Here is a 20,389-nt window from a genome sequence, read left to right as displayed (position 1 = left end):
ACGGGTGCGCATCCGGCGGCCGCGCCGGACGTTCTTGTTCCGGTGCAACCGGGGACCAGGGTGAACACGATGACGGAGATGAGGATCGAGCTGCCGGAGAGTCTTGCCGAGGAGATCGAGCGCCGGGCGAGCGAGTTGGGCACCACGCCCGACCAGTTGCTCTCGGTGGTCGTCTCGGAGGCGGTGACCGACCTGCCCAGCCAGGAGGACGAGAGCGACTGGGAACGCCGCTAGCCCTCCCCGCGGCACGGCCGGCGCCGGGGGATGTGACCCGCGCCGGCGCGACCGCCGCCCTGCCCGCCGGTTGATCCGCAAAGGCAGGAGAATCGCATGAGACTGCAGGGCAAGCTCGCCATCATCACCGGTGCGGATTCCGGCATCGGCCGCGCCATCGCGGAGGCTTTCGCGCAGCAGGGCGCGGATGTCTGCCTCAGCTACTTCCAGGACCGGGAAGGCGGCGAGGAAACCGCGCGCCGCGTGCGGGCTGCCGGCCGGCGCGCGGTGGTCGCGCAATGCGACGTCGGCGATCCCGCCTCGGTGGAGGCGCTGTTCAGGGCGGCGGCGGAACTCGGCGCGCCCGAGCTGCTGGTGAACAATGCCGGCACCGGAATGCATGACATGCCCGTCGCCGAGATGGACGACGACGTACTGGAGCGCGTCCTGCGCACCGACATGAAGGGGCCGCTGTTCTGTTGCCGCGCCTTCATCCGGCTGCGCCGGCAGCATGGCGGCCGCGGGCGCATCGTCAACATCAGCTCGGTGGCGCAGTTCCTGCCCACGCCGGACAGCGCCCCCTACGGCATGGCCAAGGCTGCGGTCGGCTCGCTCACCCGCAGCCTGGCGCGGGAGCTGGCGGAGGACAAGATCAACGTCAACAACATCGCGCCCGGCATGATCCAGACGCCGATGACCCAGAAGCGGATCGATGACCCGCAGGCACGCGAATCCTCCTTCGCCGCCATTCCCTGGCACCGAGCCGGCCAGCCGGAGGAAATCGCGCAGCTCGCGCTGTTCCTCGCCGCCGAGACGGGCGACTACGTCACCGGCCAGACCTGGGTGATGGATGGCGGCCTGATGATGAACTGGGGCGGCGCCTGATCGCCCGCCAGACCGGCTGACGGAAAGAAAAAAAGGCCGGGAGGAGTTCCCCCGGCCCCTCCGCGGAGGCTCAGGCGTTCAGCGCGAGGCGACCAGCCGCAGCGGCGCCACCCTGGAGTTGCGCATCTCCTGCGCGATCGCCAGCAGCACGCCGGCCGTCAGCGCCAGGTCCTGCGGCAGCAGCTCCACGCTGCCCTCGATCGCCATGCGGGCATGGTCGGCAATCCAGTAGGCGACATACTCAATGGCCTCCGGCGCGTTGCGGGCCGCCGCGGCGGCAAGTGCCGCGCTGAGTTCGGCGGAAGGCTCACGATAGACGTCTTGTTCCACGGCCGGATGCCATTTCAAGTCAGTTGCGGCCATGATGGTGAGGCCATGCGGTTAAGCGTTTCTTAACCGCCACTTCGCGAATCATGCAGCCGCCGCATTCCGGGAACGCCTGGCGCCGGCAGGTGTTCATGCCGGCATGGAAACCACACTGTTTCACAATCCCTCCGCCGGGGATGAGGGGCATTCGCCGGAAGCGCTCCTGGCACTGCTGCAGGGTGCCGGGCTGACGGCACGCGCCTGCAACACCAGAGGCGACAGCTTCCGCGAGGAGCTGGAAGCCGCCGCCGGGCTGCTGGTCGTCGCCGGCGGCGACGGCACGGTGGGCAAGGTCGCGACGCGGCTGGAGAATCGCCGGCTGCCCCTGGCCATCCTGCCGCTCGGAACAGCCAACAACCTCGCGCGCGCGCTGGGAAGCTGGGAGTCGCCGGAAGCCTTCGCGGCCGGCTGGCGCATGGCTGCGCGCCGCCCCCTGAACCTGGCCTATGCCGAAGGGCCGTGGGGACGGCGCCGCATCGTCGAGGCGGCCGGCTTTGGCGCCTTCGCCCGCGCCGTCGAGCGGGCCGACCGCAAGGGGCTGAAGGGCGTGGAGGCCGGCCGGGCCGCCTTCCGCGCCATTCTCTCCGCCGCGGAGCCGCTCCGCGCCTGCCTGACCATCGACGGCACCGGGCGGGAGGTGGAGACGCTGTTCCTGGAGGTCATGAACATCGGCCTGTTCGGCCCCAACCTGCCGCTGGCGCCGCAGGCAGAGCCCGGCGATGGCTGGCTGGACGCCATCAGCCTGCCCCCCGACCGCCGCGAGGCCATGCTGGCCTGGCTCGACGCCCCCGAGGCCGGCCCGCCGCCGACGGAGAGCTGGCGCGGCCGGCGGATCAGCGTGGACTGGCCGCGTGGCCCGATCCGCCTGGACGACGAAAGTCTCCCGCAGGAACAGCCCTTCACCGCGACCATGGAGATCGAGGCGGAGGCGTTGCAGGTCCTGGTTCCGCCCGCCATGGGCCTTGCAGAAAGGAGTTCGCCATGAACGATGCGCTGCCGCAGGAAACCCTGGAGCGGATCGGGGCGATGGCGCTCGACCTCGCCCGGCTGGCGGGGCGAGAGATGGCCGCCGGGCTCCGCCGCGCGCCAGAGGTCCACTACAAGCCGGGCGGCCATGGCGGGGAGAGCCTGAAGGACCCGGTCTCCGAGGTGGACCAGGCGGTGGAGGCGATGATCCGCGCCCGACTGGCCGAGCATTTCCCGGACCATGACGTGCTCGGCGAGGAATCCGGCGAGCGCCCGGCGCGCGGCAGCCGCTTCCTCTGGGCGGTGGACCCGGTGGACGGCACCGCCAACTACATCAACGGCTTTCCGCTCTTCGCCGGCTCGGTGGGCGTGCTGCTGGACGGCGAGCCGATCGCCGGGGCGGTCTGGTGCGCCGCCAGCCATGCGCTGCGCGCCGGCGTCTATCACGCGGTGCGCGGCGGCGGGCTGTTCTTCGAGGAAGAGCCGGTGCAGCCGCTCTTCAACCCCTCGGTGCGGCGGCGGCTGGGCGGCTTCGTGGATGCCTCGCCACGCTCGCCACAGGCCTGGGAGGCGCGGCGGACCGGCTCGGCCGCGATCGAATGCGCCTTCATCGCCGCCGGCCTGATGGAGGTGGCGCGCTTCGAGCGGCCGAACGCCTGGGACGTGGCCGGCGGCTTCGCGCTGGTGCGCGCCACCGGCGGCGAGATCCGCACCCTTGGGCCGGAAGGCTGGAAACCCTTCGCGCGCTTCACCGCCGGGACGCCGGATGGCGATGCCGGGCAATGGCGCCGCCCGGTGATCCTGGGCCGGCCGGAAGCGGTCCGGCAGCTCTGCGAACTGGCCACCTAGCACCGGGCCGGCTAGGCATCCCGCAGCCCCGCCCTTCTCTCCGACAAGGTGGTCCCCGATGCCCCAGACCTCTTCCCGCCCCGCCCCGGCCCCGCACCGCCGCCTGAGCGCCGCCCTGGCCGACCTGCACCGCACCCTGCTGAACGCCCAGGCGGCCGGCAGTCCGCTCGCCAGCAACCCCTACGCCCTGCTGCAGGCGGTGATGCACGACCCGGACTTTGCCTGGCTGCGCGGCTTCAGCAACCTGATGCTGCGGATCGACGAGGCCGGAGCCAAGGGCGCCACGCCCTCCGCCGAGGCGATGCAGGGCTTCCTGGCCGATGCCCTGCACCTCGTCGAGGGCGGCGGCGATGGCGCCTCGGCCGAGATCCATGCCCGGCTGCAGGGTTTTCAGCTCCGCCCTGAGGTGGCGGCGAAGACGGCCGCCCTGCGCGTCACGGTCAGCGACCTGCGGCAGGCGCTGGCGCAGTAAGCCAGGGGCGCAGCTCCGGCCCCCGCCGCCGCTTGGGAAGCGCAGGTGGGAGCCTGGGGGAGCTCAGCTCTCCCAACGGGGAGGGACCGGGAGGGATGGCACCCCTCCCGGAGGCGGTTCTGATCCCCGGAGCGCACGGACAGGCCGGTGGGAAAACCGGGGGGCGGCTCAGGCGGCTTCCACCCTTTGCCGCGGCGCTGCGGCAGGCCGCCGCGGAGCCTATCAAAGATCTGGATATGCTCCGCCACCCCTGACACAGTGCGGCGGATGAGCAGCCTTTCAAACCGAAGCTTCGTCATGGTCGTGGCCGAGGAGAATGGCGAGACCGTCCGCAGTCTCGCCTCGCCTGTCCGCCTGCACATCCTGCGCCTGCTGCGCGAGCGCGGGCCACTGAATGTCAACGACATCGGCAAGGCGCTCGGCCTGCCGCAGTCCACCGTGGCGACCAATGTGCAGATCCTGGAGAAAAGCGCGCTGCTGCGCACCGAGACGGTGAAGGCCAGCAAGGGTCAGCAGAAGATCTGCAGCACGCCCTTCGACGAGATCGTCATCCGCCTGGCGCGGCCGCCGGTGGAGCGGAAGCAGGACCTCATCGAGGTGGCCATGCCGCTCGGCCTCTACACGAGCTGCAGCGTCAGCGCTCCCTGCGGCCTCTGCTCGGAGGACGGCGTCATCGGGCTGCTCGACGTGCCCGACTTCTTTCTCGACCCCGCGCGCATGCAGGCGATGCTGATCTGGTTCTCGCGCGGCTATGTCGAGTACAAGTTCCCCAACAACGCCAAGCTGATGAAGGCGCAGATCGAGGCGTTGGAGTTCAGCCTGGAAATGTCCTCGGAAGTGCCGGGGACGAACGTCAACTGGCCCTCCGACATCAGCCTCTGGGTGAACGGCGTGAAGATCGGCACCTGGACCTCGCCCGGCGACTACGGCGACAAGCGCGGCACCTACACGCCGCGTTGGTGGAAGCTCGAAGGCTCGCAATACGGCAAGCTCACCAACTGGCGCGTCACCGAGCGCGGCACCTATCTCGACGGCATCAAGCTCTCCTCCGTCAACCTGGCGCAGCTCGACCTGCAGAGCCACCACTCCATCCGGCTGCGTATCGGCATCGAGGAGGGCGCGCGCCACCCGGGCGGCGTTAACATCTTCGGCCGGCACTTCGGCAACCACGACCAGGACATCCTGCTGCGGATGCACCTGCGGCGTTGAACTGCGGCATTCATATCAGATTTCCGGGTCTATACCGCTATTTTCGTTGACCTGCTCGCGGAACGAATCCTAGCGTCCCCTCCAAAGCCCACACCAGAGGGGCCGCAAGGAGACGTCCGATGGAGATCACACGCAGAAGCCTGCTGGCGACACCGCTTGCTCTCGCCGCCGCCCCCGTCCTGGCGCAGGCGCCCGCCGCCAGCCCGGCGCGGCGCGAGACGCTGATCCTGGAGAACCCGGAAGGCACGATCCGCAACCCTGGCTGGTTCAACATCTGGACCATCAATGCCGGCGGCCAGTACACCGGCCTGCACCAGCTCGCCATGGACACGCTGTGGTTCATGGACCCCGAGCAGGGGCTGGAAGGTCCCTGGTACAACGCGCTCGCCGCCGAGAAGCCGATCTACGACGAAGGCTTCAACGAGATGACGGTGAAGCTGCGGCCGGGCATCTTCTGGAGCGACGGCGTCGAGTTCACCTCCGCCGACCTCGCCTATACCGTCGAGACCCAGATGAAGAACACGGCGATGCGCTGGGGCGCCTTGCTGGCGCTGAACGTCGCGGAAGTGACGACCCCCGACCGCCATACCGCGCACTTCAGGCTGAAGCGGGCGAATTCCCGCTTCCACTCGCTGTTCACCGTGCGCTTCAGCGGCATCTGGATGATGCCGAAGCATGTCTTCGAGAAGCAGCCGGACCCGATGCGGTTCGACTTCAACAAGCCGGTCAGCCTCGGCGCCTATGTGCTGCACAGCTACGACCCGGACGGCCGCCGCTTCACCTGGGAGCGGCGCGAGGACTGGCAGCGCACCACGCTCGGCCTCTTCGGCCAGCCCGGCCCGCGCTATGTCAGCTACATCGACCCCGGCCCGCCGGACAAGCGCGTCATCGCGCAGCTCAACCACGACCTCGACGTCATTCATGACGTCGCGCCGGAGGGGATGTTCACCATCGCCCGCCAGTCGAAGGTGTCGCATTCCTGGTTTCCGCGCTTCCCCTACGCTCATCCGGACCCGACGCTGCCGGCGGTGCTGCTCAACAACCAGAACCCGCTGTTCCAGGACCGCCGCGTGCGCTGGGCGCTGGCGCTGCTGATCGACATCCGTGCGGTGGCCATGGCCTCCTATCGCGGCGCCGCCACCATCTCCGCCATCGGCGTGCCGCCGACCGGCACACACCCGAAGGACTATCACGAGCCGCTGCAGGACTGGCTTGCCGCTTTCGAGCTGGACACCGGCAAGCGCAAGATCCGCCCCTATGACGCGACGCTCGGCAGGCAGATCGCCGATATGGTCAGGCGCTCCAACGACGACGTGCCGACCGATCCTGCGGAGGTGGCGAAGTCCTTTGGCCTGGGCTGGTGGAAGGCCGATCCGCAGGCGGCTCAGGAGCTGCTGGAGAGCGCCGGCTTCCGCAAGCAGGGCAGCAGCTGGCAGACGCCGGATGGCCAGCCCTTCAGCATCCGCCTGCTGGTGGAGGGCGAGGCGCGCCCGGTGATGACTCGCGCCGGCACCATGATCGTGCAGAACTGGCGGCAGTTCGGCATCGACGCGCGCACCGAGGTGGCGCAGAGCAGCCTGGTCGATCGCCGCAACGCCGGCGACTACGAGGCCATGGTGTTCTGGAGCGTCGAGACCTATGGCGGGCACCCCGACCTCTCCTACTTCCTCGACAGCTGGCATTCGCAATACGTGGCGCCGCCCGGCAAGCCGCAGCCACCGCGCAATTACCAGCGCTGGTCGAGCAAGGAGCTGGACGCGATCATCGAGAAGATCCGCAAAGTCAGCTTCGAGGACCCGCAGACCGTCGAACTGGGGCGCGAGTACGTGAAGCTCGCGGTGCGCGAGATGCCGACCATTCCGTTGATGGCCTACAATGTCTTTACGGTGATGGACGAGACCTACTGGACCGGCTTCCCCACATCGGAGGAGCCCTACGCCAATCCGGTGCCGAACTGGTCGAACTCCCGCTACATGATGGTGCGGGTCAAGCCGCGCCAGGCCTGAGCGACCAGCCACCCGACGCCCGCACGGCGCGCCCGCGCCGTGCGCCTCCCCGGATCGGACAGGGACGCCCGGCATGACATCCTACGGCTCCTATCTGCTGAAGCGGCTGGCGCAGTTCGTGCTGGTCGTCTTCATCGGCATCAACGTCACCTACTTCATCACCCACGCCACGCCGATCGACCCGGTGGAGCAGACCATCGCCGCCGCCACCTCCTTCGGCCAGACCAGCCCGGCGGCGATCGAGACCATGCGGGAATCGCTGCGCGCGCTCTACGGCGTCGGGGGGAGCCCGCTCGACCAGTACGTCACCTTCTGGAAGCGCATCCTGATCGCGGATTTCGGCCCCTCGCTCTCCGCCTTCCCCACACCGGTCTCGACGCTGATCGCCCGCGCCGTGCCCTGGACCGCAGGGCTGCTCACCGTGGCCACGCTGCTCGCCTGGGCCATCGGCAACCTGCTGGGCGGGCTGGCGGGCTACTACCGCGAGAGCCGGGTGCTGAAGGCGGTGGGCGTCATCGCCATGGGGCTGCACCCGATCCCCTACTACATCATCGCCTTCGTGCTGCTGATCGTCTTCGGCTTTCTCTGGCCGATCCTGCCGATCACCGGCGCGCATGACCCCGGCGTGGAGCGCAGCCTGAACCTGCCCTTCGTCCTGAGCGTGCTGAAGCATGCCATCCTGCCGGCCATGTCGCTGATCCTGGTCGGTATCGGCACCTGGTTCATGGGCATGCGCGCGCTGGTCTCCAACACCGTCACCGAGGACTATACGGTCTATGCCGAGCTGGCGGGCGTGAAGCGCTCGCGCATCATGCGCTCCTACGTGATGCGCAACGCCATCGCGCCGCAGGTGACGGGTCTCGCCATGTCCCTCGGCGCCATCTTCAACGGCGCCATCATCACCGAGCAGGTCTTCGGCTATCCCGGCCTCGGCACGCTGCTGATCGCGGCGGTGCATGCGGGCGACTACAGCCTGGTGATCGGCGTCACCTCGGTCTCGATCATTGCTGTCTCGGCCGCGGTGCTGCTGGTGGACCTTGCCTATCCGCTGCTCGATCCTCGCGTGCGGGAGCGCTGAGCCATGCTGCGAATCCTGCGAGACCTGCTGCGCTACAACCGGGGCTTCGGCCTGGGCTGCTTCCTGCTGCTGCTGGTGGCGGGGATGGCGGCGCTCTCCGCCGTCTCGCCCTATCCGCCGCTCGACGTCTACGTCGTGCCGCCGGATATGCCCCCCTCGGCCGAGTTCATCCTCGGCACCACCTCGCGCGGGCAGGATGTGTTCTGGCAGCTCACCCTGGCCATCCGGAACACGCTGCTCTTCGGCATCACCGTCGCCGTGCTCAGCCGCATCATCTCGCTCACCGTCGGCCTGCTCGCCGGCTATCTCGGCGGCGCGGTGGACCGGGTGCTGATGTCGGTGAACGACACCTTCATCATCATCCCGCTCTTCCCGATCCTCGTGCTGTTCTACTTCGTCATGCGCGACAACATGTCCTGGACCATGCTGGCCGTGGTCACCGCCAGCCTCGGCTGGTCCTACGACGCGCGGCTGATCCGCTCCATGGCGATGAGCCTGCGCACGCGGGAGTTCACGCATCAGGCGGTGTTCTCCGGCATGCGCGCGCCCGAGGTCGTGCTGCGCGAGCACCTGCCCTATGTGCTGCCGATCGTCTTCTCCACCACCATGAACAACATGAACTGGTCGATCGGGCTGGAGGTGACGCTCTCCGTCCTCGGCTTCACCGACATCAACACGCCCACCATCGGCGGCATGATCTACTGGGCAAACCAGCACGCGGCGATGGTCTCCGGCATCTGGTGGTGGGTGGCCTTCCCGGTGGCGCTGGTGGTCTGCCTCTTCGTCGGCCTCTTCCTGCTCGCTGTCTCCATGAACGAGTACATCGACCCGCGCAGCCGGCTGGCGCGCACGGGAGGCGCCGGATGACGGAGGAGACCATGATGCTCGCGCCGCCGCGCCCGACGCCCGCCCTCCCCGCTCCGGTCCTCTCGGTGGAGAAGCTGCGCGCCTACTACCAGATGCGCTTCTTCGGCGTGACGCGCGAGGTGCGCGCGGTGGACGGCATCACGCTGCAGATCGGCCGCAACGAGATCTACGGCATCGCCGGCGAATCCAGCTCAGGCAAGAGCAGCCTGATCAAGACCATCGCCCGCGCCATCCGGCCACCGCTGAACGTGGTGGACGGCAGCGTCCGCTTCGACTTCGGTGAAGGCCCTGCCGACATCTACAAGCTCGATCCGCACGCCCTGGCCGCCATCCGCTGGCGGCACCTGTCCTACATCATGCAGGGCTCGATGAACGTCCTGAACCCGGTGCGGCGCATCCGGCACTCCTTCCTGGACTTCGCCTTCCGCCACATGCACCTGCCGATGCCGGTCTTCCTGCAGCGGGTGGAAGGGCATCTGGCGCGGCTGAATCTGGAGCCGCGCGTGCTGAATGCATATCCACACGAACTCTCCGGCGGCATGCGGCAGCGCGTGACCATCGCCCTCGCCACGGTCTGCCGCCCGGCCTTCATCATCGCCGACGAGCCGACCACGGCGCTCGACGTCGTGGTGCAGAAGAGCGTGCTGACGATGATCCGCGGCATCCAGCAGGAAATGGGTTCCTCCGTGCTGTTCGTGACGCATGACATGGCGGTGCATGCCAACCTGACCGACCGGCTGGGCATCATGTATGCCGGCCGGCTGGTGGAGGAGGCGCCCACCCGCAGCCTGCTGCGGCGGCCGCTGCACCCCTATACGCGGCACCTGGTCGCCAGCCTGCCGCGCATCGGGGATGACGCGCCCAAGGCAGGACTGAACGGCACGCCGCCCAGCCTCGCAAAGCCGCCGCCGGGCTGCCGCTTCCATCCACGCTGCCCGCTCGCCATGGACATCTGCCGGACTGAGGCGCCGCCGATGGAGGAACTGCTGCCCGGACACCGCGTCGCCTGCCACGCCGTGCGCCAGGAGCTTGCGTCATGAGCCTGCCCCTTCTGGAATTGCGCGGCATCGGCAAGAGCTATGGCGGGGGCTGGCTGCGGCACCGCACCCGCGCCGTGCACGATGTCAGCTTCACGCTGGAGACCGGCCGGCCGGAAGTCTTCGCCATCATCGGCGAGTCCGGCAGCGGCAAGTCCACCCTGGCGCGGATGATCCTGAACGCCACGGCGCCCGGCGAGGGCCAGATCCTGTTCCGCGGGCGCGACCTCGCCACCATCCGCCGCGCCGCCGACCGGCGCGCCTTCATGCAGGCGGTGCAGCCGGTCTTTCAGAACCCCTTCGAGGCCTTCAACCCGCTGAAGCGTGTGGACCGCTATCTCTACGCCACGGCGCACCACTTCACCGGGGCGCAGGGCCGCGTGGCGCAGGAGGCGAAGGCGGACGAGGCGCTGCACAAGGTCGGCCTCTCGCTGGCCGAGATCCGCGGCCGCTTCCCGCACGAGCTGTCCGGCGGGCAGTTGCAGCGCGTCGCCATCGCGCGGGCGCTGATCCCCGGGCCCGCCCTGCTTGTCGCCGACGAGCCGGTCTCGATGATCGACGCCTCGCTGCGCATGACGGTGGTGAACCTGTTCCGCCGCCTGCGCGACGAGCTGGGCGTCTCGATCATCTACATCACGCACGATCTCGCCACCGCCTACTACATCAGCGACCGCATCATCATCATGCAGCGCGGCGAGGTGGTGGAGGCCGGCGATGCGCGCCGCGTGCTGATGGCGCCGCAGCACCCCTATTCCATCCTGCTCAGGGCGTCCGTGCTCTCGGCCGATCCGCCCGAGGCCGATGCCGCCGAGGCCGATGCCGCCGAGGCCGGCGTCCCTGCGCAGCCATGGTCGCCCGCCGGCGCAAGCCTGGCAGCAAGAAGCGGAGACGTCCCTTGAAAGCCAAAGCCCTGTTCGACCGAGACTTCGTGGTCGGCGACACCGATCCGCGCCTGTTCGGCGCCTTCATCGAGCATCTCGGCCGATGCGTCTATGGCGGCATCTACGAGCCCGGGCACCCCACCGCGAACGAGAAGGGCTTCCGCCAGGACGTGCTGGACCTGGTCAAGGAACTGGCGCCCACCATCATGCGCTATCCCGGCGGCAACTTCGTCTCGGGCTATGACTGGGAGGATGGCGTCGGCCCCGTCGAGCAGCGGCCCCGCCGGCTCGACCTCGCCTGGATGACCACCGAGCCCAACCTCTTCGGCACCAACGAGTTCATCGACTGGTGCCGCGCCACCGGCATCGAGCCGATGCTGGCGGTCAATCTCGGCACGCGCGGCGCCGACGCGGCGCGGCGCTATGTCGAGTACTGCAACCATCCCGGCGGCACCACCCTCTCCGACCTGCGCAAGCAGCACGGCTGGGCGCAGCCGCACGGGGTCAAGTTCTGGTGCCTGGGCAACGAGATGGACGGCCCCTGGCAGATGGAGACCAAGACGGCCACGGAGTACGGCCGTATCGCCACCGAGGCGGCGAAGATGATGCGCTGGGTGGACCCGAGCCTGACGCTCGCCGCCTGCGGCTCCTCCGCCCGCAACATGCCCACCTTCGGCGCCTGGGAGGAGGAGGTGCTGGAGCACACCTTCGACCATGTGGAGTTCATCTCCCTCCACACCTACCTCAACAACTACAAGGACGACCCGCAGGCCTTCCTCGCCTCGGCCGACCTGATGGACAGCTTCATCGAGGAGGTCGTCGCCATCGCCGATGCCGTGGCGGCCAAGCGACGCTCCGCCAAGCGGCTGATGCTGAGCTTCGACGAGTGGAATGTCTGGTACCGCACGCGCGGCAAGCGCGAGGGCCGGACCATTCCGGGCTGGCCGGTGGCGCCGCCGATCCTGGAAGAGATCTACAACATGGAGGATGCGCTGGCCTTCGGCGGCGCCTGCATCTCCCTGCTGAACCACGCCGACCGCGTGAAGAGTGCCTGCCTGGCGCAGCTCGTCAACGTCATCGCGCCGATCATGACCGAGAATGGCGGACCTGCCTGGCGGCAGACGATCTTCCATCCCTTCGCGCAGATGAGCAATTTCGGCCGCGGCCGGGTGCTGCGCGGCCTCGTGGACTCCCCCACCTACGCCACCGACTACTACGACCCGCGTGGAACGCAGGAGCTGCACTTCCCGCTGCCGGCAGTGCCCTATCTGAAGCTCTCGGCGGTGCATAACGCGGGCAGCGGTCATGTCACGCTGTTCGTGCTGAACCGCCACCTGGACGAGGCGCTCGCCTTCGAGACCGAGCTGCGCAGCTTCGGCCCCCTCGCCGTGGAACAGGCGACGCAGCTCCGGCACGACGACCTGAAGGCGGTGAACACCAAGGAACGGCCCGACCAGGTGGCGCCGGAACCGCTGCGCGGCATTGATTGCGGGCCCGGAAGCCTGCGGGTTTCGCTGCCACCCGCTTCCTGGTGCATGATCCGGCTGGCACCAGCGGCATAAGGAAGAAGTCTGGGGGAAGGAATTCCCCCAGACCCCCATCTTCTTTCTTCGAGTTTGCGGCGCTGCCTGTCAGCGCGTGCGGAAACTGGCAGAAGAAAGAAGGGGCAAACCTATAGGTTTGACCGGGGGAATTCTTTCCCCCGACCTTTTCCCTTCAGGGCGCATGCGTCGCCGCATCGGGGTCCGTCGTCTGCGCCGGCCGGCGCAGCAGCATCGTCAGCGGCCAGAGCAGGAACAGGATGGCCAGCGTGGTGATCGCGCCCACCAGCCAGTTCGACCAGAAGATGCTGAGCGAGCCGTTGGAGGAGAGCATGGACTGGCGGAAGGCATCCTCCGCCTTGTCGCCGATCACCATGGCCAGGATCAGCGGCGCCAGCGGATAGTCGAGCTTCTTCATCGCGTAGCCGACGGCGCCGAAGACCAGCGCGATCCACAGGTCGAAGGGCGAGCTGGCGACAGTGTAGGCGCCCACCATGCAGACCGTGACGATGATCGGTCCGATGATGGAGAAGGAGATCGACAGCATGGCGGCGAAGAGCGGCACGGTGGCGAGCACCAGCACGACGCCGACGACGTTGCCGAGATACATCGAGGCGATCATGCCCCAGACGAAATCATGCTGTTCGATGAACAGCATCGGTCCGGGGTTCAGCCCCCAGATCATCAGGCCGCCCAGCATCACCGCCGCCGTGGCCGAGCCGGGAATGCCGAGCGAGAGCATCGGCAGCATCGCGGCCGTGCCGGCGGAGTGGTCGGCGGTCTCGGGCGCGATCACGCCCTCTGGTTCGCCCTTGCCGAAATTGGCGCGGTTGCGCGAGACGCGGCGGGCGATGCCATAGGACATGAAGGAGGCGGCGGTGGGGCCGCCCGGGGTGATGCCCATCCACACGCCGACCGCGCTGCCGCGCAGCATGGCCAGCCAGTAGCGGGGCATCCGCCCCATGGTGCGGAACATCTCGCGCGGGTCGATACGGCCGCTGGCGCCCTTGAATTCCGGCCCCTCCTCGATCGTCAGCAGCAGTTCGCCCAGGCCGAACAACCCGATCACCACCACCAGGAAGGAGATGCCGCGGACCAGCTGATCGAAGTCGAAGGTCAGGCGCATGTTGCCCGACACCGTGTCGATGCCGACCATGCCGAGGCCGAAGCCCAGGCAGAGCGAGATGATGGTCTTCAGCGGCGTGCCGCCACCGAAGGCGATGAAGGAGGCGAAAGCCAGGAGATAGACAGCGAAATATTCCGGCGGGCCGAAGCGCAGCGCGAAATTGGCAACCGCGGTGGAGAGCAGCGTGATGACGATGACGCCGACCAGCGCGCCGAAGCCGGCGGAGAGGAAGGCGCAGGTCAGCGCCTCGGTCGCGCGGCCCTGCCGCGCCATCGGATAGCCGTCGAAGGTCGTGGCGACGGAGGATGGCTCGCCCGGGATGTTGAACAGGATCGAGGTGGTGGAGCCACCGAACAGGGCGCCCCAGTAGAGGCTGGTCAGCAGGATGATGGCGGAGACCGGGTCCATGCCGAAGGTCAGCGGCAGCAGCAGCGTCACGCCGTTGGGCGCTCCGAGGCCGGGCAGCACGCCGACCAGGATGCCGAGCAGCACGCCGCCCATCATCAGCATGATGTGGTAGCCGGAGAGCGCCACGCCGAAGCCATGCATCAGCGAGTCGATATTGGAGAGCATCGGCGGGAACTCCTCAGCCCAGCCCAAGCATGATTTCAAGCGGCCCCTTGAGCAGGGGTACCTGGAACCAGATCTCGAAGATCAGGAAGGTGGCGATGGATACCCCCAGCGCGACGCCGAGCGCGACATGCCAGGGGCGCTTGCCCCGGAAGCAGATGGTGAAGAACAGGTAGAGCGCCATGGCGACGTAGAGGCCGGTCCACTGCGCCAGCGCCACCATGGCGATGATCGGAAGGCCGAAGCCGAGGACCCGCTTCATCCCCTCATGATCGGTGACGGGGATGCGCCGCAGCGACCCGCGGCTGGCGACGGCCTGCGCCATCACCAGCGCCGAGGCCGCCATCAGGATCAGCCCGACGCGGAAGGGGAAGAACCCCGCCTGCGGCCCATCCGCGCCCCAGCCGAAATCCAGCGCGGTGGCGCCATAGACCCCGATGGCGCCCACGAGGAACACCACGGCGGCAAAGACCAGTTCGAGGTGGTAGCGTGTCATGCGGCGCGGCCTCCCCTGCCCCTGGTTACTTCACCAGCCAGCCGGCTTCCTCGAAGATCTTGCGGGTGTCGGCTTCCTCCGCATTGATCCGCTTCACCATGGCGTCGCCGGTCACGAGCTCGCCGTTCTGGCTGGTGCGGCTGACATAGTCCTTCCACTCCGGCGTCTCGCTGGCGCGGCGGAACACGTCCACCCAGTAGGCCTGCGCCTCCGGCGGCGTGCCGGGCGGCAGGAAGACGGTGCGCGGCATGTTGAACTCGGTGACGTTCAGGCCCTGGCTGGCGCAGGTCGGCACGTCGCCCCAGCCCTTGTCGCCCGCCACCTTCTGGCCTTCCGGCATCGGCGCCTTGCGGAACACGCAGAGCGGGCGCACCTGGCCGCCGCGCCAGCCGCCAAGGCTTTCGGAGGGGTTGTTGGTGTTGGCCTCGATATGTCCGCCGGCCAGCTGCGTGCCCACCGTGCCGCCGCCCTGGTAGGGGATGTACTTGAGCTGGATGTTGGCGGCCTTCTCGACCAGTACGGTCAGCGTCTGGTCGGTATCGTGCGTCTGGCTGCCGCCCATGCGCAGCGTGCCGGGCTTCTCCTTGGCGGCGGCGACGAAATCGGCCGCGGTCTTGAAGGGCGAATCGTTCTTCACCCAGAGCATGAACTCGTCGAAGGCCATGATGGCGACCGGGACGAAGTTCTCCGTCTGCCAGCTGGTCTTGACCACCATCGGCAGGGTCCAGGCATTGTTGGTGCCGAAGATCACCTTGTGCGGGTCGGCCTTGGCGGCGGCGCCATAAATATAGCCCTCGACGCCCGAGCCGCCGCCCTTGTTGGTGACGACGACCGAGGTCGGCACCAGATCATGCTTGGCAATCGCCGCCTGCACCGCGCGGGCGAAGACGTCCGTGCCGCCACCGGCACCAGAGGTGACGACAAACTCGACCGGCCGGGTCGGCTTCCACTCCTCCGCGAGGGCGGCCGGCAGCGTGGCGGCGAGGCTGAGAGCGGCGCCGAGCGCCGCGATGGTCATCCGCATCTTTCGTTGTTCCTCCTGACAATGTACGCGAGCCCTCTTGCGGGGCCTTGCGCAGGCGCCGGGCGGCGGCGCCCGCGGGGGTTCAGGCCGCCATGGCGGCCCTTGCCTCAAGCAGCGAGCCGGAGGCGTCCGGCCGCCGGCGCCGCTGCGCCGCGCCCATCCGGGCGGCCAGCAGCAGCGCGTTGCGAGCGGCACCGGGATGGGCGATGCCCTTCCCGGCGATGTCGTAGGCCGTGCCATGGGCTGGCGTGCAGATCGGGAAGGGGAAGCCGCCCAGCAGCGTCACGCCCTGCTCGAAGCCGATCAGCTTCATCGCGATCTGGCCCTGGTCGTGATACATGGTCAGCACCGCGTCGAAATCGCCACGGCGGGCGCGGACGAAGACCGTATCCGAGGGATAGGGGCCGTCGCAGCCGATGCCCTGGCGCTTCGCCTCCTCCACCGCCGGCCCGATGATGTCGATCTCCTCGCGGCCGAAATTGCCCCCGTCACCGGCATGCGGGTTCAGCCCGGCGACTGCGATGCGCGGCTTCGCCAGGCCGGCATCGCGCAGCGCCGCGTCGGTCAGCCGCAGGTTGCCCAGGATCGCCTCACGGGTGATCAGCGACGCGACGCCGGAGAGTGGCACATGCGAGGTGACACGGGCGTTCCACAGCCCTTCCAGCACGTTGAACTCCTTCGCCACGCCGTCGAAGCCGATGAAGCGGGCGGTGAAGGAGATCTCGTCGTCATAGTCCGGCACATGCAGCCGCATCGCCGCCTTGTTGAAGGGCGTGAAGGTGACGGCGTCCACATGGCCGCGCATGGCGAGCGCCAGGGCATAGCGGAAGTTCTCGGCGGCGAAGCGGCCGCCGGCCTCGCTGATCGCGCCGCGCTGGATGCTGGCCGGATCGAGCGTGCCGAGGTCCACGAAGACCGGCTCCGCCAGATCGCGCGGCAGCGGGGCGTCGGGAGCGATGGTGCGCAGCGCGGGCGCGACGCCGGCAATCCGGGCGCCCTCCTCCAGCACGCGGCGGTCGCCGATGACGATCAGCCCGGCGGCCGCCCGCACCTCGGGGTCCGCCAGGACGCGCGCAGTGAGTTCGGGGCTGATCCCGGCGGGGTCGCCCATGGCCAGGGCAAGGGTCGGAAGGGGGGCGTCCGGCATGCATCTCTCCCGGGGAAGCCGGCCCTGCGGGCCAGTCTGCGTTGAGAGTTTTGTGCACTGTATGCAGAATGGCCGCAAGAGGCTTCGCAGCCCGCCCCTCCAGGGGCCATATACTTCGGGTGATCACAAGACAGGGTGCCATGACCAGCATCGCCTCGACCGAACCTCAGGCCGGCGCCGCGCCCCTGGAGAACTTCGCCATTCCCCGCCAGAGCCTGCACGGGCAGGTGGTGACGCGGCTGCGCGACATGGTGACGGAAGGCCATCTGGCACCCGGCCAGCGCATCAACGAGGTGGCGCTCGGCCAGGCGCTCGGCGTCTCCCGCACGCCGCTGCGCGAGGCGCTGAAGACCCTGGCCGGAGAGGGGCTCGTCGAACTGGTGCCGACCCGCGGCGCGGTGGTGCGCAGCTTCTCCCTGAAGGACATCGCCGACAGCATGGAGGTGCTGAAGGCGCTGGAGCAGCTCGCCGGCCGGCGTGCCTGCGCCGTCGCCACCGAGGCGGAGATCGCCCATGTGCTGGCGCTGCACGAGGAGCTGCGGGAGCGCTACGCGGCGGGCGACCGCCTGCCCTACTTCAAGACCAATCAGGCCATCCACAGCGCCATCGTCACCCTGGCCGATAATCCCACCCTGCTGCGGATGCACGAGATCCTGCAGGCGCAGATGAAGCGCATCCGCTTCATCGGGCATGAGGGGGTGGAGAAATGGGCGGCCGCCATGGCCGAGCATGAGGAGATGGCAGCCGCCCTGGCACGGCGGGACGGCGAGGCGCTGGCGGAGGTGATCGGCCGCCATCACGACCTTGGGCTGGAACGGATCCGCGAGGCGTACTGACGCGCGCAGCGTCTGGACGCTGACGGCGGCGCTGGCGATACTGCATCCTGTATGCAGAATACGTGACGCCGGATATACGGCGCCGGGGAGAGACGCCATGCAGTTCCAGACCCTGTTCCAACCCGCCCTTGAGCGCCCCGTCGCCGCCGCGCTGCTTGGCGCGGGGGAGTTTGGCCTTTCGCTGATCGCCCAGGCCCGCCGGATGCGCGGCCTCGACATCATTGCCGCCTTCGACCTCGATCTGGCGCGGGTGGCGGCGGCCCTGACCGAGATGGGCGTGCCGCACCGCCGCTGCGCCAGCCGCGCCGAGGCCGAAGCGGCCCGCGCCGCCGGCGCCATCGCCCTCTGCGAGCGGATGGAGGACCTGCTGGCCCTGCCACTCGACATGGTGGTCGAGGCCACCGGCCATGCCGAGGCCGCCGCCGCCCATGCCGTGGCCGCCATCGAGGCCGGCATCGGCGTCGCCATGGTGAGCAAGGAGGCCGAATGCGTGGTCGGCCCCGTCCTCGCCCGCCGCGCCGCCGCCGCCTGCGTGCCCTATACGCTGGTGGACGGCGACCAGCCGGCGCTGCTGGTCGGCCTGGTCTCCTGGGCGCGGCTGCTTGGCCTGCCGATCGTCGCCGCCGGTAAGAGCAGCGAGTACGACTTCGTCATCGACCCGGCGACCGAGGAGGTCACCTGGCTGGAGCGCCGTGCCTCGGCCAAGGGCATGATGCGCCACTGGCAGCTCGGCCAGGACGTCGCCGCCACCGTCGCCGCGCGGGCGGAGCTGCTGGCCAGCCTGCCGCTGCGCACCGTGCCCGATTTCTGCGAGATGACGCTGGTGGCCAATGCCACCGGCATCCTGCCCGACCGCGAGGACTTCCACGCCCCCCTCGCCCGCACCGTCGAGCTGCCGGACATCTATGGCCCGCGCGAGGCCGGCGGCCTGCTCTCCGGCCCCGGCAAGCTGGACGTCTTCAACGTGCTGCGCCGGCCGGACGAGACGAGCTTCGCCGGCGGCGTCTATGTCGTGGTGGAACTGGCCGATACGCGCACCGGCGCGCTCTTCGCCGGCAAGGGCATCCCCGTCTCGGCCGACCGGCGGCGGGCGCTGATCTATAACCCCTCCCACCTGCTCGGCGTCGAGGCGCCCCTCTCCATCCTGGCCGGTGGGCGGCTGAAGCATTCGGTTCTCGGCCCGGACTACGCCCAGCGCGTGGACCTGCTGGGCCGCGCCACCCAGGACCTGCCCGCCGGACACGAGCTGCGCATCGAGGGCAACCGCCACGCCGTGCCCGGCATCGACCCGCTGCTGCGCCCGGCCGCCGCGCCCGGCGCCGACGCGCCGCTGCCCTACTATATGGCGGTGGGCTGCCGCCTGCGGCGGGCCGTGTCCGCCGGCACGGTGCTGACGCGCGACATGGTGGAGGCGCCGGCAGACAGCCTGCTCTGGCGCCTGCGCGACGAGCAGGATGCCGCGGGCTGAGAAGGCCGGGGGAGAATGAATTCTCCCCCAGACCCCCTCTTCTTTTTCCTGTCGGTTTTCGGTTGCGCTGACGGCACCCGCTCGCGCCGGGGCTGAAGCAGCCCCGACGACTGCCAGCCGCCACGGAGGGCACCATCGGCGCCCGGGGACCCGAAGAAAGGAAGGGGGGCGCGGGGGAAACCCTGTTCCCCCCGCCCCTATCGCAGCCGCAGCCCCCCTGAGCCCCGCCGGTCGAGCAGCGCGATGGCGACGGCCACGCCCGTCACCAGCGCCGCCCCGGCCAGGAAGCGTCCCGCCGCCCGCTGACGCGGCGCGCGCAGCCCGCCATCGATGCCGCCTGCCACTTTCGGCGGCGCGAAAAGGTTGCCATCCGTCACCGGCGCCGGCCGGGCGCGCTGGAAATAGGCTTCCATGAAGCGCGCCATGGCGCGGCCGACCCAGTTGGGCGCCAGGGCGTGCCCGAGCCGCACCAGATGCACCACCTGGCCGACGATCGCCGTGTCGCGCGGGTGGCGCGCCAGCCCGACGATCGTCTCGGCGACGCGGCGCGCGTCATAGACCGGCGGCGGCGCCGAGAGGGCGCGGCCGGTGTAGTTGGCGCCGTGCAGCAGGCCCGGCGTGTCGATGAAGGCGGGATAGACGTCGCAGACATGGATCTCCGGCTCGGCGGCCAGCTCGGCCCGCAACGCCTCGGAGAAGCCCTTCAGCCCGAACTTGCTGGCGCTGTAGGCCGCCGCGAAGGGCGCCGCCGCGAAGCCGCCGAGCGAGATGGTGTTGACGAAAATGCCGCGCCCCTGCTGCAGGAAGATCGGCACCACGGCATGGGCGTCGTTCATGTGGCCGATCAGGTTGGCGCGGATCACCTGCTCATGCGCCGCCATCGGCGTCTCATGGAAGCGGCCGACGGCCCCTACCCCGACATTGCTGACCCAGACGTCCACATGGCCGCCGAACTCCCGCGCCCGCTTGGCCAGGCGCTGCACGGCCTCGGCATCGGTCACGTCGGTCGGCACGGCGATGGCCTCGGCGCCCAGCGCGCGGCAGCCTGCCGCCACCTCCTCCAGGGCGGCGCCATCCCGCGCGGCCAGGACGAGACGGGCCCGGCGGCGGGCAAAGGCTTCCGCCGTGGCCTGGCCGATGCCGCTGGAAGCGCCGGTGATGACGACGGTCGCGCCGTCCAGGTTCCGCTGGGTCATGCTCGCTCCGGTGCAAGGTTGCTGGGTGAACCGAAGGGCGCGGCGCGAGTTGCTGGCCCGCCCCTTGCTAGACAGTGGACGATGGCGGAACGGGTTTGCAGCGGGCGCGGCGCGGCGCAGGATCGCGCCAGACCGGACAGGGTGACAGGAGCGGAT

Annotated in this window: 20 protein-coding genes; 14 read left to right on the top strand and 6 right to left on the bottom strand. The window is 69.3% G+C overall.

The window, feature by feature from the left end:
- Positions 1-69 precede the first annotated feature (69 nt).
- On the top strand, positions 70-234 hold the full coding sequence (locus QMO56_RS13885; protein WP_283526539.1) for a hypothetical protein: 165 nt from the start codon (positions 70-72) through the stop codon (positions 232-234).
- Positions 235-330: 96 nt separating this feature from the next.
- The gene (locus QMO56_RS13880) at positions 331-1,098 is read left to right on the top strand and encodes an SDR family NAD(P)-dependent oxidoreductase (protein ID WP_283526538.1); all 768 of its coding nucleotides are present in this window, start codon (positions 331-333) and stop codon (positions 1,096-1,098) included.
- 78 nt (positions 1,099-1,176) lie between these two features.
- Here the strand turns inward: QMO56_RS13880 and QMO56_RS13875 are convergent, their stop codons facing one another.
- Entirely contained in the window at positions 1,177-1,428 is a 252-nt protein-coding gene (locus QMO56_RS13875) for a hypothetical protein (protein WP_283526537.1), read from the bottom strand.
- 136 nt (positions 1,429-1,564) lie between these two features.
- Between QMO56_RS13875 and QMO56_RS13870 the strand changes: the two genes are divergently transcribed.
- The 10 genes from QMO56_RS13870 to QMO56_RS13825 all read left to right on the top strand — a co-directional run bounded on the left by QMO56_RS13870 (position 1,565) and on the right by QMO56_RS13825 (position 12,391).
- Positions 1,565-2,449, top strand: coding sequence for a diacylglycerol kinase family protein (locus QMO56_RS13870; protein WP_283526536.1), 885 nt, complete (start codon positions 1,565-1,567; stop codon positions 2,447-2,449).
- Positions 2,446-3,279 (top strand): inositol monophosphatase, encoded by an 834-nt coding sequence (locus QMO56_RS13865; RefSeq protein ID WP_283526535.1) that lies wholly within the window; start codon positions 2,446-2,448, stop codon positions 3,277-3,279. The genes QMO56_RS13870 and QMO56_RS13865 overlap by 4 nt, the downstream gene beginning before the upstream one ends.
- A 58-nt stretch (positions 3,280-3,337) precedes the next feature.
- Positions 3,338-3,751, top strand: a complete 414-nt coding sequence (locus tag QMO56_RS13860) for a hypothetical protein (protein WP_283526534.1) — start codon at positions 3,338-3,340, stop codon at positions 3,749-3,751.
- 267 nt (positions 3,752-4,018) lie between these two features.
- Entirely contained in the window at positions 4,019-4,960 is a 942-nt protein-coding gene (locus QMO56_RS13855) for a transcriptional regulator (RefSeq protein WP_283526533.1), read from the top strand.
- Positions 4,961-5,079: 119 nt separating this feature from the next.
- Entirely contained in the window at positions 5,080-6,966 is a 1,887-nt protein-coding gene (locus tag QMO56_RS13850; protein WP_283526532.1) for an ABC transporter substrate-binding protein, read from the top strand.
- A gap of 73 nt (positions 6,967-7,039) precedes the next feature.
- Positions 7,040-8,044: an ABC transporter permease gene (locus tag QMO56_RS13845; RefSeq protein ID WP_283526531.1), complete on the top strand. Its 1,005-nt coding sequence runs from the start codon at positions 7,040-7,042 to the stop codon at positions 8,042-8,044.
- Between the two features lie 3 nt (positions 8,045-8,047).
- The gene (locus QMO56_RS13840) at positions 8,048-8,911 is read left to right on the top strand and encodes an ABC transporter permease (RefSeq protein ID WP_283526530.1); all 864 of its coding nucleotides are present in this window, start codon (positions 8,048-8,050) and stop codon (positions 8,909-8,911) included.
- Positions 8,908-9,951: an ABC transporter ATP-binding protein gene (locus QMO56_RS13835; RefSeq protein ID WP_283526529.1), complete on the top strand. Its 1,044-nt coding sequence runs from the start codon at positions 8,908-8,910 to the stop codon at positions 9,949-9,951. Before QMO56_RS13840 ends, QMO56_RS13835 begins: the two co-directional genes overlap by 4 nt.
- Entirely contained in the window at positions 9,948-10,847 is a 900-nt protein-coding gene (locus QMO56_RS13830; protein ID WP_283526528.1) for an ABC transporter ATP-binding protein, read from the top strand. Before QMO56_RS13835 ends, QMO56_RS13830 begins: the two co-directional genes overlap by 4 nt.
- A complete protein-coding gene (locus tag QMO56_RS13825) occupies positions 10,844-12,391 on the top strand; it encodes an alpha-N-arabinofuranosidase (protein ID WP_283526527.1) in 1,548 nt (515 codons plus the stop codon). The genes QMO56_RS13830 and QMO56_RS13825 overlap by 4 nt, the downstream gene beginning before the upstream one ends.
- A 154-nt stretch (positions 12,392-12,545) precedes the next feature.
- Here QMO56_RS13825 and QMO56_RS13820 read toward each other — a convergent pair whose 3' ends face one another.
- From QMO56_RS13820 to QMO56_RS13805, 4 genes are all read right to left on the bottom strand, one after another.
- Positions 12,546-14,069, bottom strand: coding sequence for a tripartite tricarboxylate transporter permease (locus tag QMO56_RS13820; protein ID WP_283526526.1), 1,524 nt, complete (start codon positions 14,067-14,069; stop codon positions 12,546-12,548).
- A gap of 13 nt (positions 14,070-14,082) precedes the next feature.
- Positions 14,083-14,562 (bottom strand): tripartite tricarboxylate transporter TctB family protein, encoded by a 480-nt coding sequence (locus QMO56_RS13815; RefSeq protein ID WP_283526525.1) that lies wholly within the window; start codon positions 14,560-14,562, stop codon positions 14,083-14,085.
- 25 nt (positions 14,563-14,587) lie between these two features.
- Entirely contained in the window at positions 14,588-15,586 is a 999-nt protein-coding gene (locus QMO56_RS13810) for a tripartite tricarboxylate transporter substrate binding protein (protein ID WP_283526524.1), read from the bottom strand.
- Positions 15,587-15,668: 82 nt separating this feature from the next.
- Positions 15,669-16,733, bottom strand: a complete 1,065-nt coding sequence (locus tag QMO56_RS13805) for a 4-hydroxythreonine-4-phosphate dehydrogenase PdxA (protein ID WP_283526523.1) — start codon at positions 16,731-16,733, stop codon at positions 15,669-15,671.
- A 140-nt stretch (positions 16,734-16,873) separates the two neighbouring features.
- Here QMO56_RS13805 and QMO56_RS13800 point away from each other — a divergent pair, with 140 nt between their 5' ends.
- Together QMO56_RS13800 and QMO56_RS13795 are read left to right on the top strand one after the other, a co-directional pair.
- Positions 16,874-17,569, top strand: coding sequence for a GntR family transcriptional regulator (locus QMO56_RS13800; protein WP_283526522.1), 696 nt, complete (start codon positions 16,874-16,876; stop codon positions 17,567-17,569).
- Between the two features lie 97 nt (positions 17,570-17,666).
- Positions 17,667-19,037 carry a homoserine dehydrogenase gene (locus tag QMO56_RS13795; protein WP_283526521.1) on the top strand — a complete coding sequence of 457 codons (1,371 nt, stop codon included), beginning with the start codon at positions 17,667-17,669 and terminating at the stop codon, positions 19,035-19,037.
- Positions 19,038-19,234: 197 nt separating this feature from the next.
- Here QMO56_RS13795 and QMO56_RS13790 read toward each other — a convergent pair whose 3' ends face one another.
- A complete protein-coding gene (locus QMO56_RS13790) occupies positions 19,235-20,233 on the bottom strand; it encodes an SDR family oxidoreductase (protein WP_283526520.1) in 999 nt (332 codons plus the stop codon).
- Between the last annotated feature and the right edge of the window lie 156 nt (positions 20,234-20,389).

This window comes from Roseomonas sp. E05 (assembly GCF_030063475.1).
Classification (GTDB): Bacteria; Pseudomonadota; Alphaproteobacteria; order Acetobacterales; family Acetobacteraceae; genus Pseudoroseomonas.
Note: the sequence above shows the minus strand (reverse complement) of the source record. Positions and strands in the feature narration are given on the sequence as shown.

Coding starts and splice junctions, on each gene's coding strand:
- QMO56_RS13885 (WP_283526539.1), top strand. CDS start 70: ATGACGGAGATGAGGATCGAGCTGCCGGAGAGTCTTGCCGAGGAGATC.
- QMO56_RS13880 (WP_283526538.1), top strand. CDS start 331: ATGAGACTGCAGGGCAAGCTCGCCATCATCACCGGTGCGGATTCCGGC.
- QMO56_RS13870 (WP_283526536.1), top strand. CDS start 1,565: ATGGAAACCACACTGTTTCACAATCCCTCCGCCGGGGATGAGGGGCAT.
- QMO56_RS13865 (WP_283526535.1), top strand. CDS start 2,446: ATGAACGATGCGCTGCCGCAGGAAACCCTGGAGCGGATCGGGGCGATG.
- QMO56_RS13860 (WP_283526534.1), top strand. CDS start 3,338: ATGCCCCAGACCTCTTCCCGCCCCGCCCCGGCCCCGCACCGCCGCCTG.
- QMO56_RS13855 (WP_283526533.1), top strand. CDS start 4,019: ATGAGCAGCCTTTCAAACCGAAGCTTCGTCATGGTCGTGGCCGAGGAG.
- QMO56_RS13850 (WP_283526532.1), top strand. CDS start 5,080: ATGGAGATCACACGCAGAAGCCTGCTGGCGACACCGCTTGCTCTCGCC.
- QMO56_RS13845 (WP_283526531.1), top strand. CDS start 7,040: ATGACATCCTACGGCTCCTATCTGCTGAAGCGGCTGGCGCAGTTCGTG.
- QMO56_RS13840 (WP_283526530.1), top strand. CDS start 8,048: ATGCTGCGAATCCTGCGAGACCTGCTGCGCTACAACCGGGGCTTCGGC.
- QMO56_RS13835 (WP_283526529.1), top strand. CDS start 8,908: ATGACGGAGGAGACCATGATGCTCGCGCCGCCGCGCCCGACGCCCGCC.
- QMO56_RS13830 (WP_283526528.1), top strand. CDS start 9,948: ATGAGCCTGCCCCTTCTGGAATTGCGCGGCATCGGCAAGAGCTATGGC.
- QMO56_RS13820 (WP_283526526.1), bottom strand. CDS start 14,069: ATGCTCTCCAATATCGACTCGCTGATGCATGGCTTCGGCGTGGCGCTC.
- QMO56_RS13815 (WP_283526525.1), bottom strand. CDS start 14,562: ATGACACGCTACCACCTCGAACTGGTCTTTGCCGCCGTGGTGTTCCTC.
- QMO56_RS13810 (WP_283526524.1), bottom strand. CDS start 15,586: ATGCGGATGACCATCGCGGCGCTCGGCGCCGCTCTCAGCCTCGCCGCC.
- QMO56_RS13805 (WP_283526523.1), bottom strand. CDS start 16,733: ATGCCGGACGCCCCCCTTCCGACCCTTGCCCTGGCCATGGGCGACCCC.
- QMO56_RS13800 (WP_283526522.1), top strand. CDS start 16,874: ATGACCAGCATCGCCTCGACCGAACCTCAGGCCGGCGCCGCGCCCCTG.
- QMO56_RS13795 (WP_283526521.1), top strand. CDS start 17,667: ATGCAGTTCCAGACCCTGTTCCAACCCGCCCTTGAGCGCCCCGTCGCC.
- QMO56_RS13790 (WP_283526520.1), bottom strand. CDS start 20,233: ATGACCCAGCGGAACCTGGACGGCGCGACCGTCGTCATCACCGGCGCT.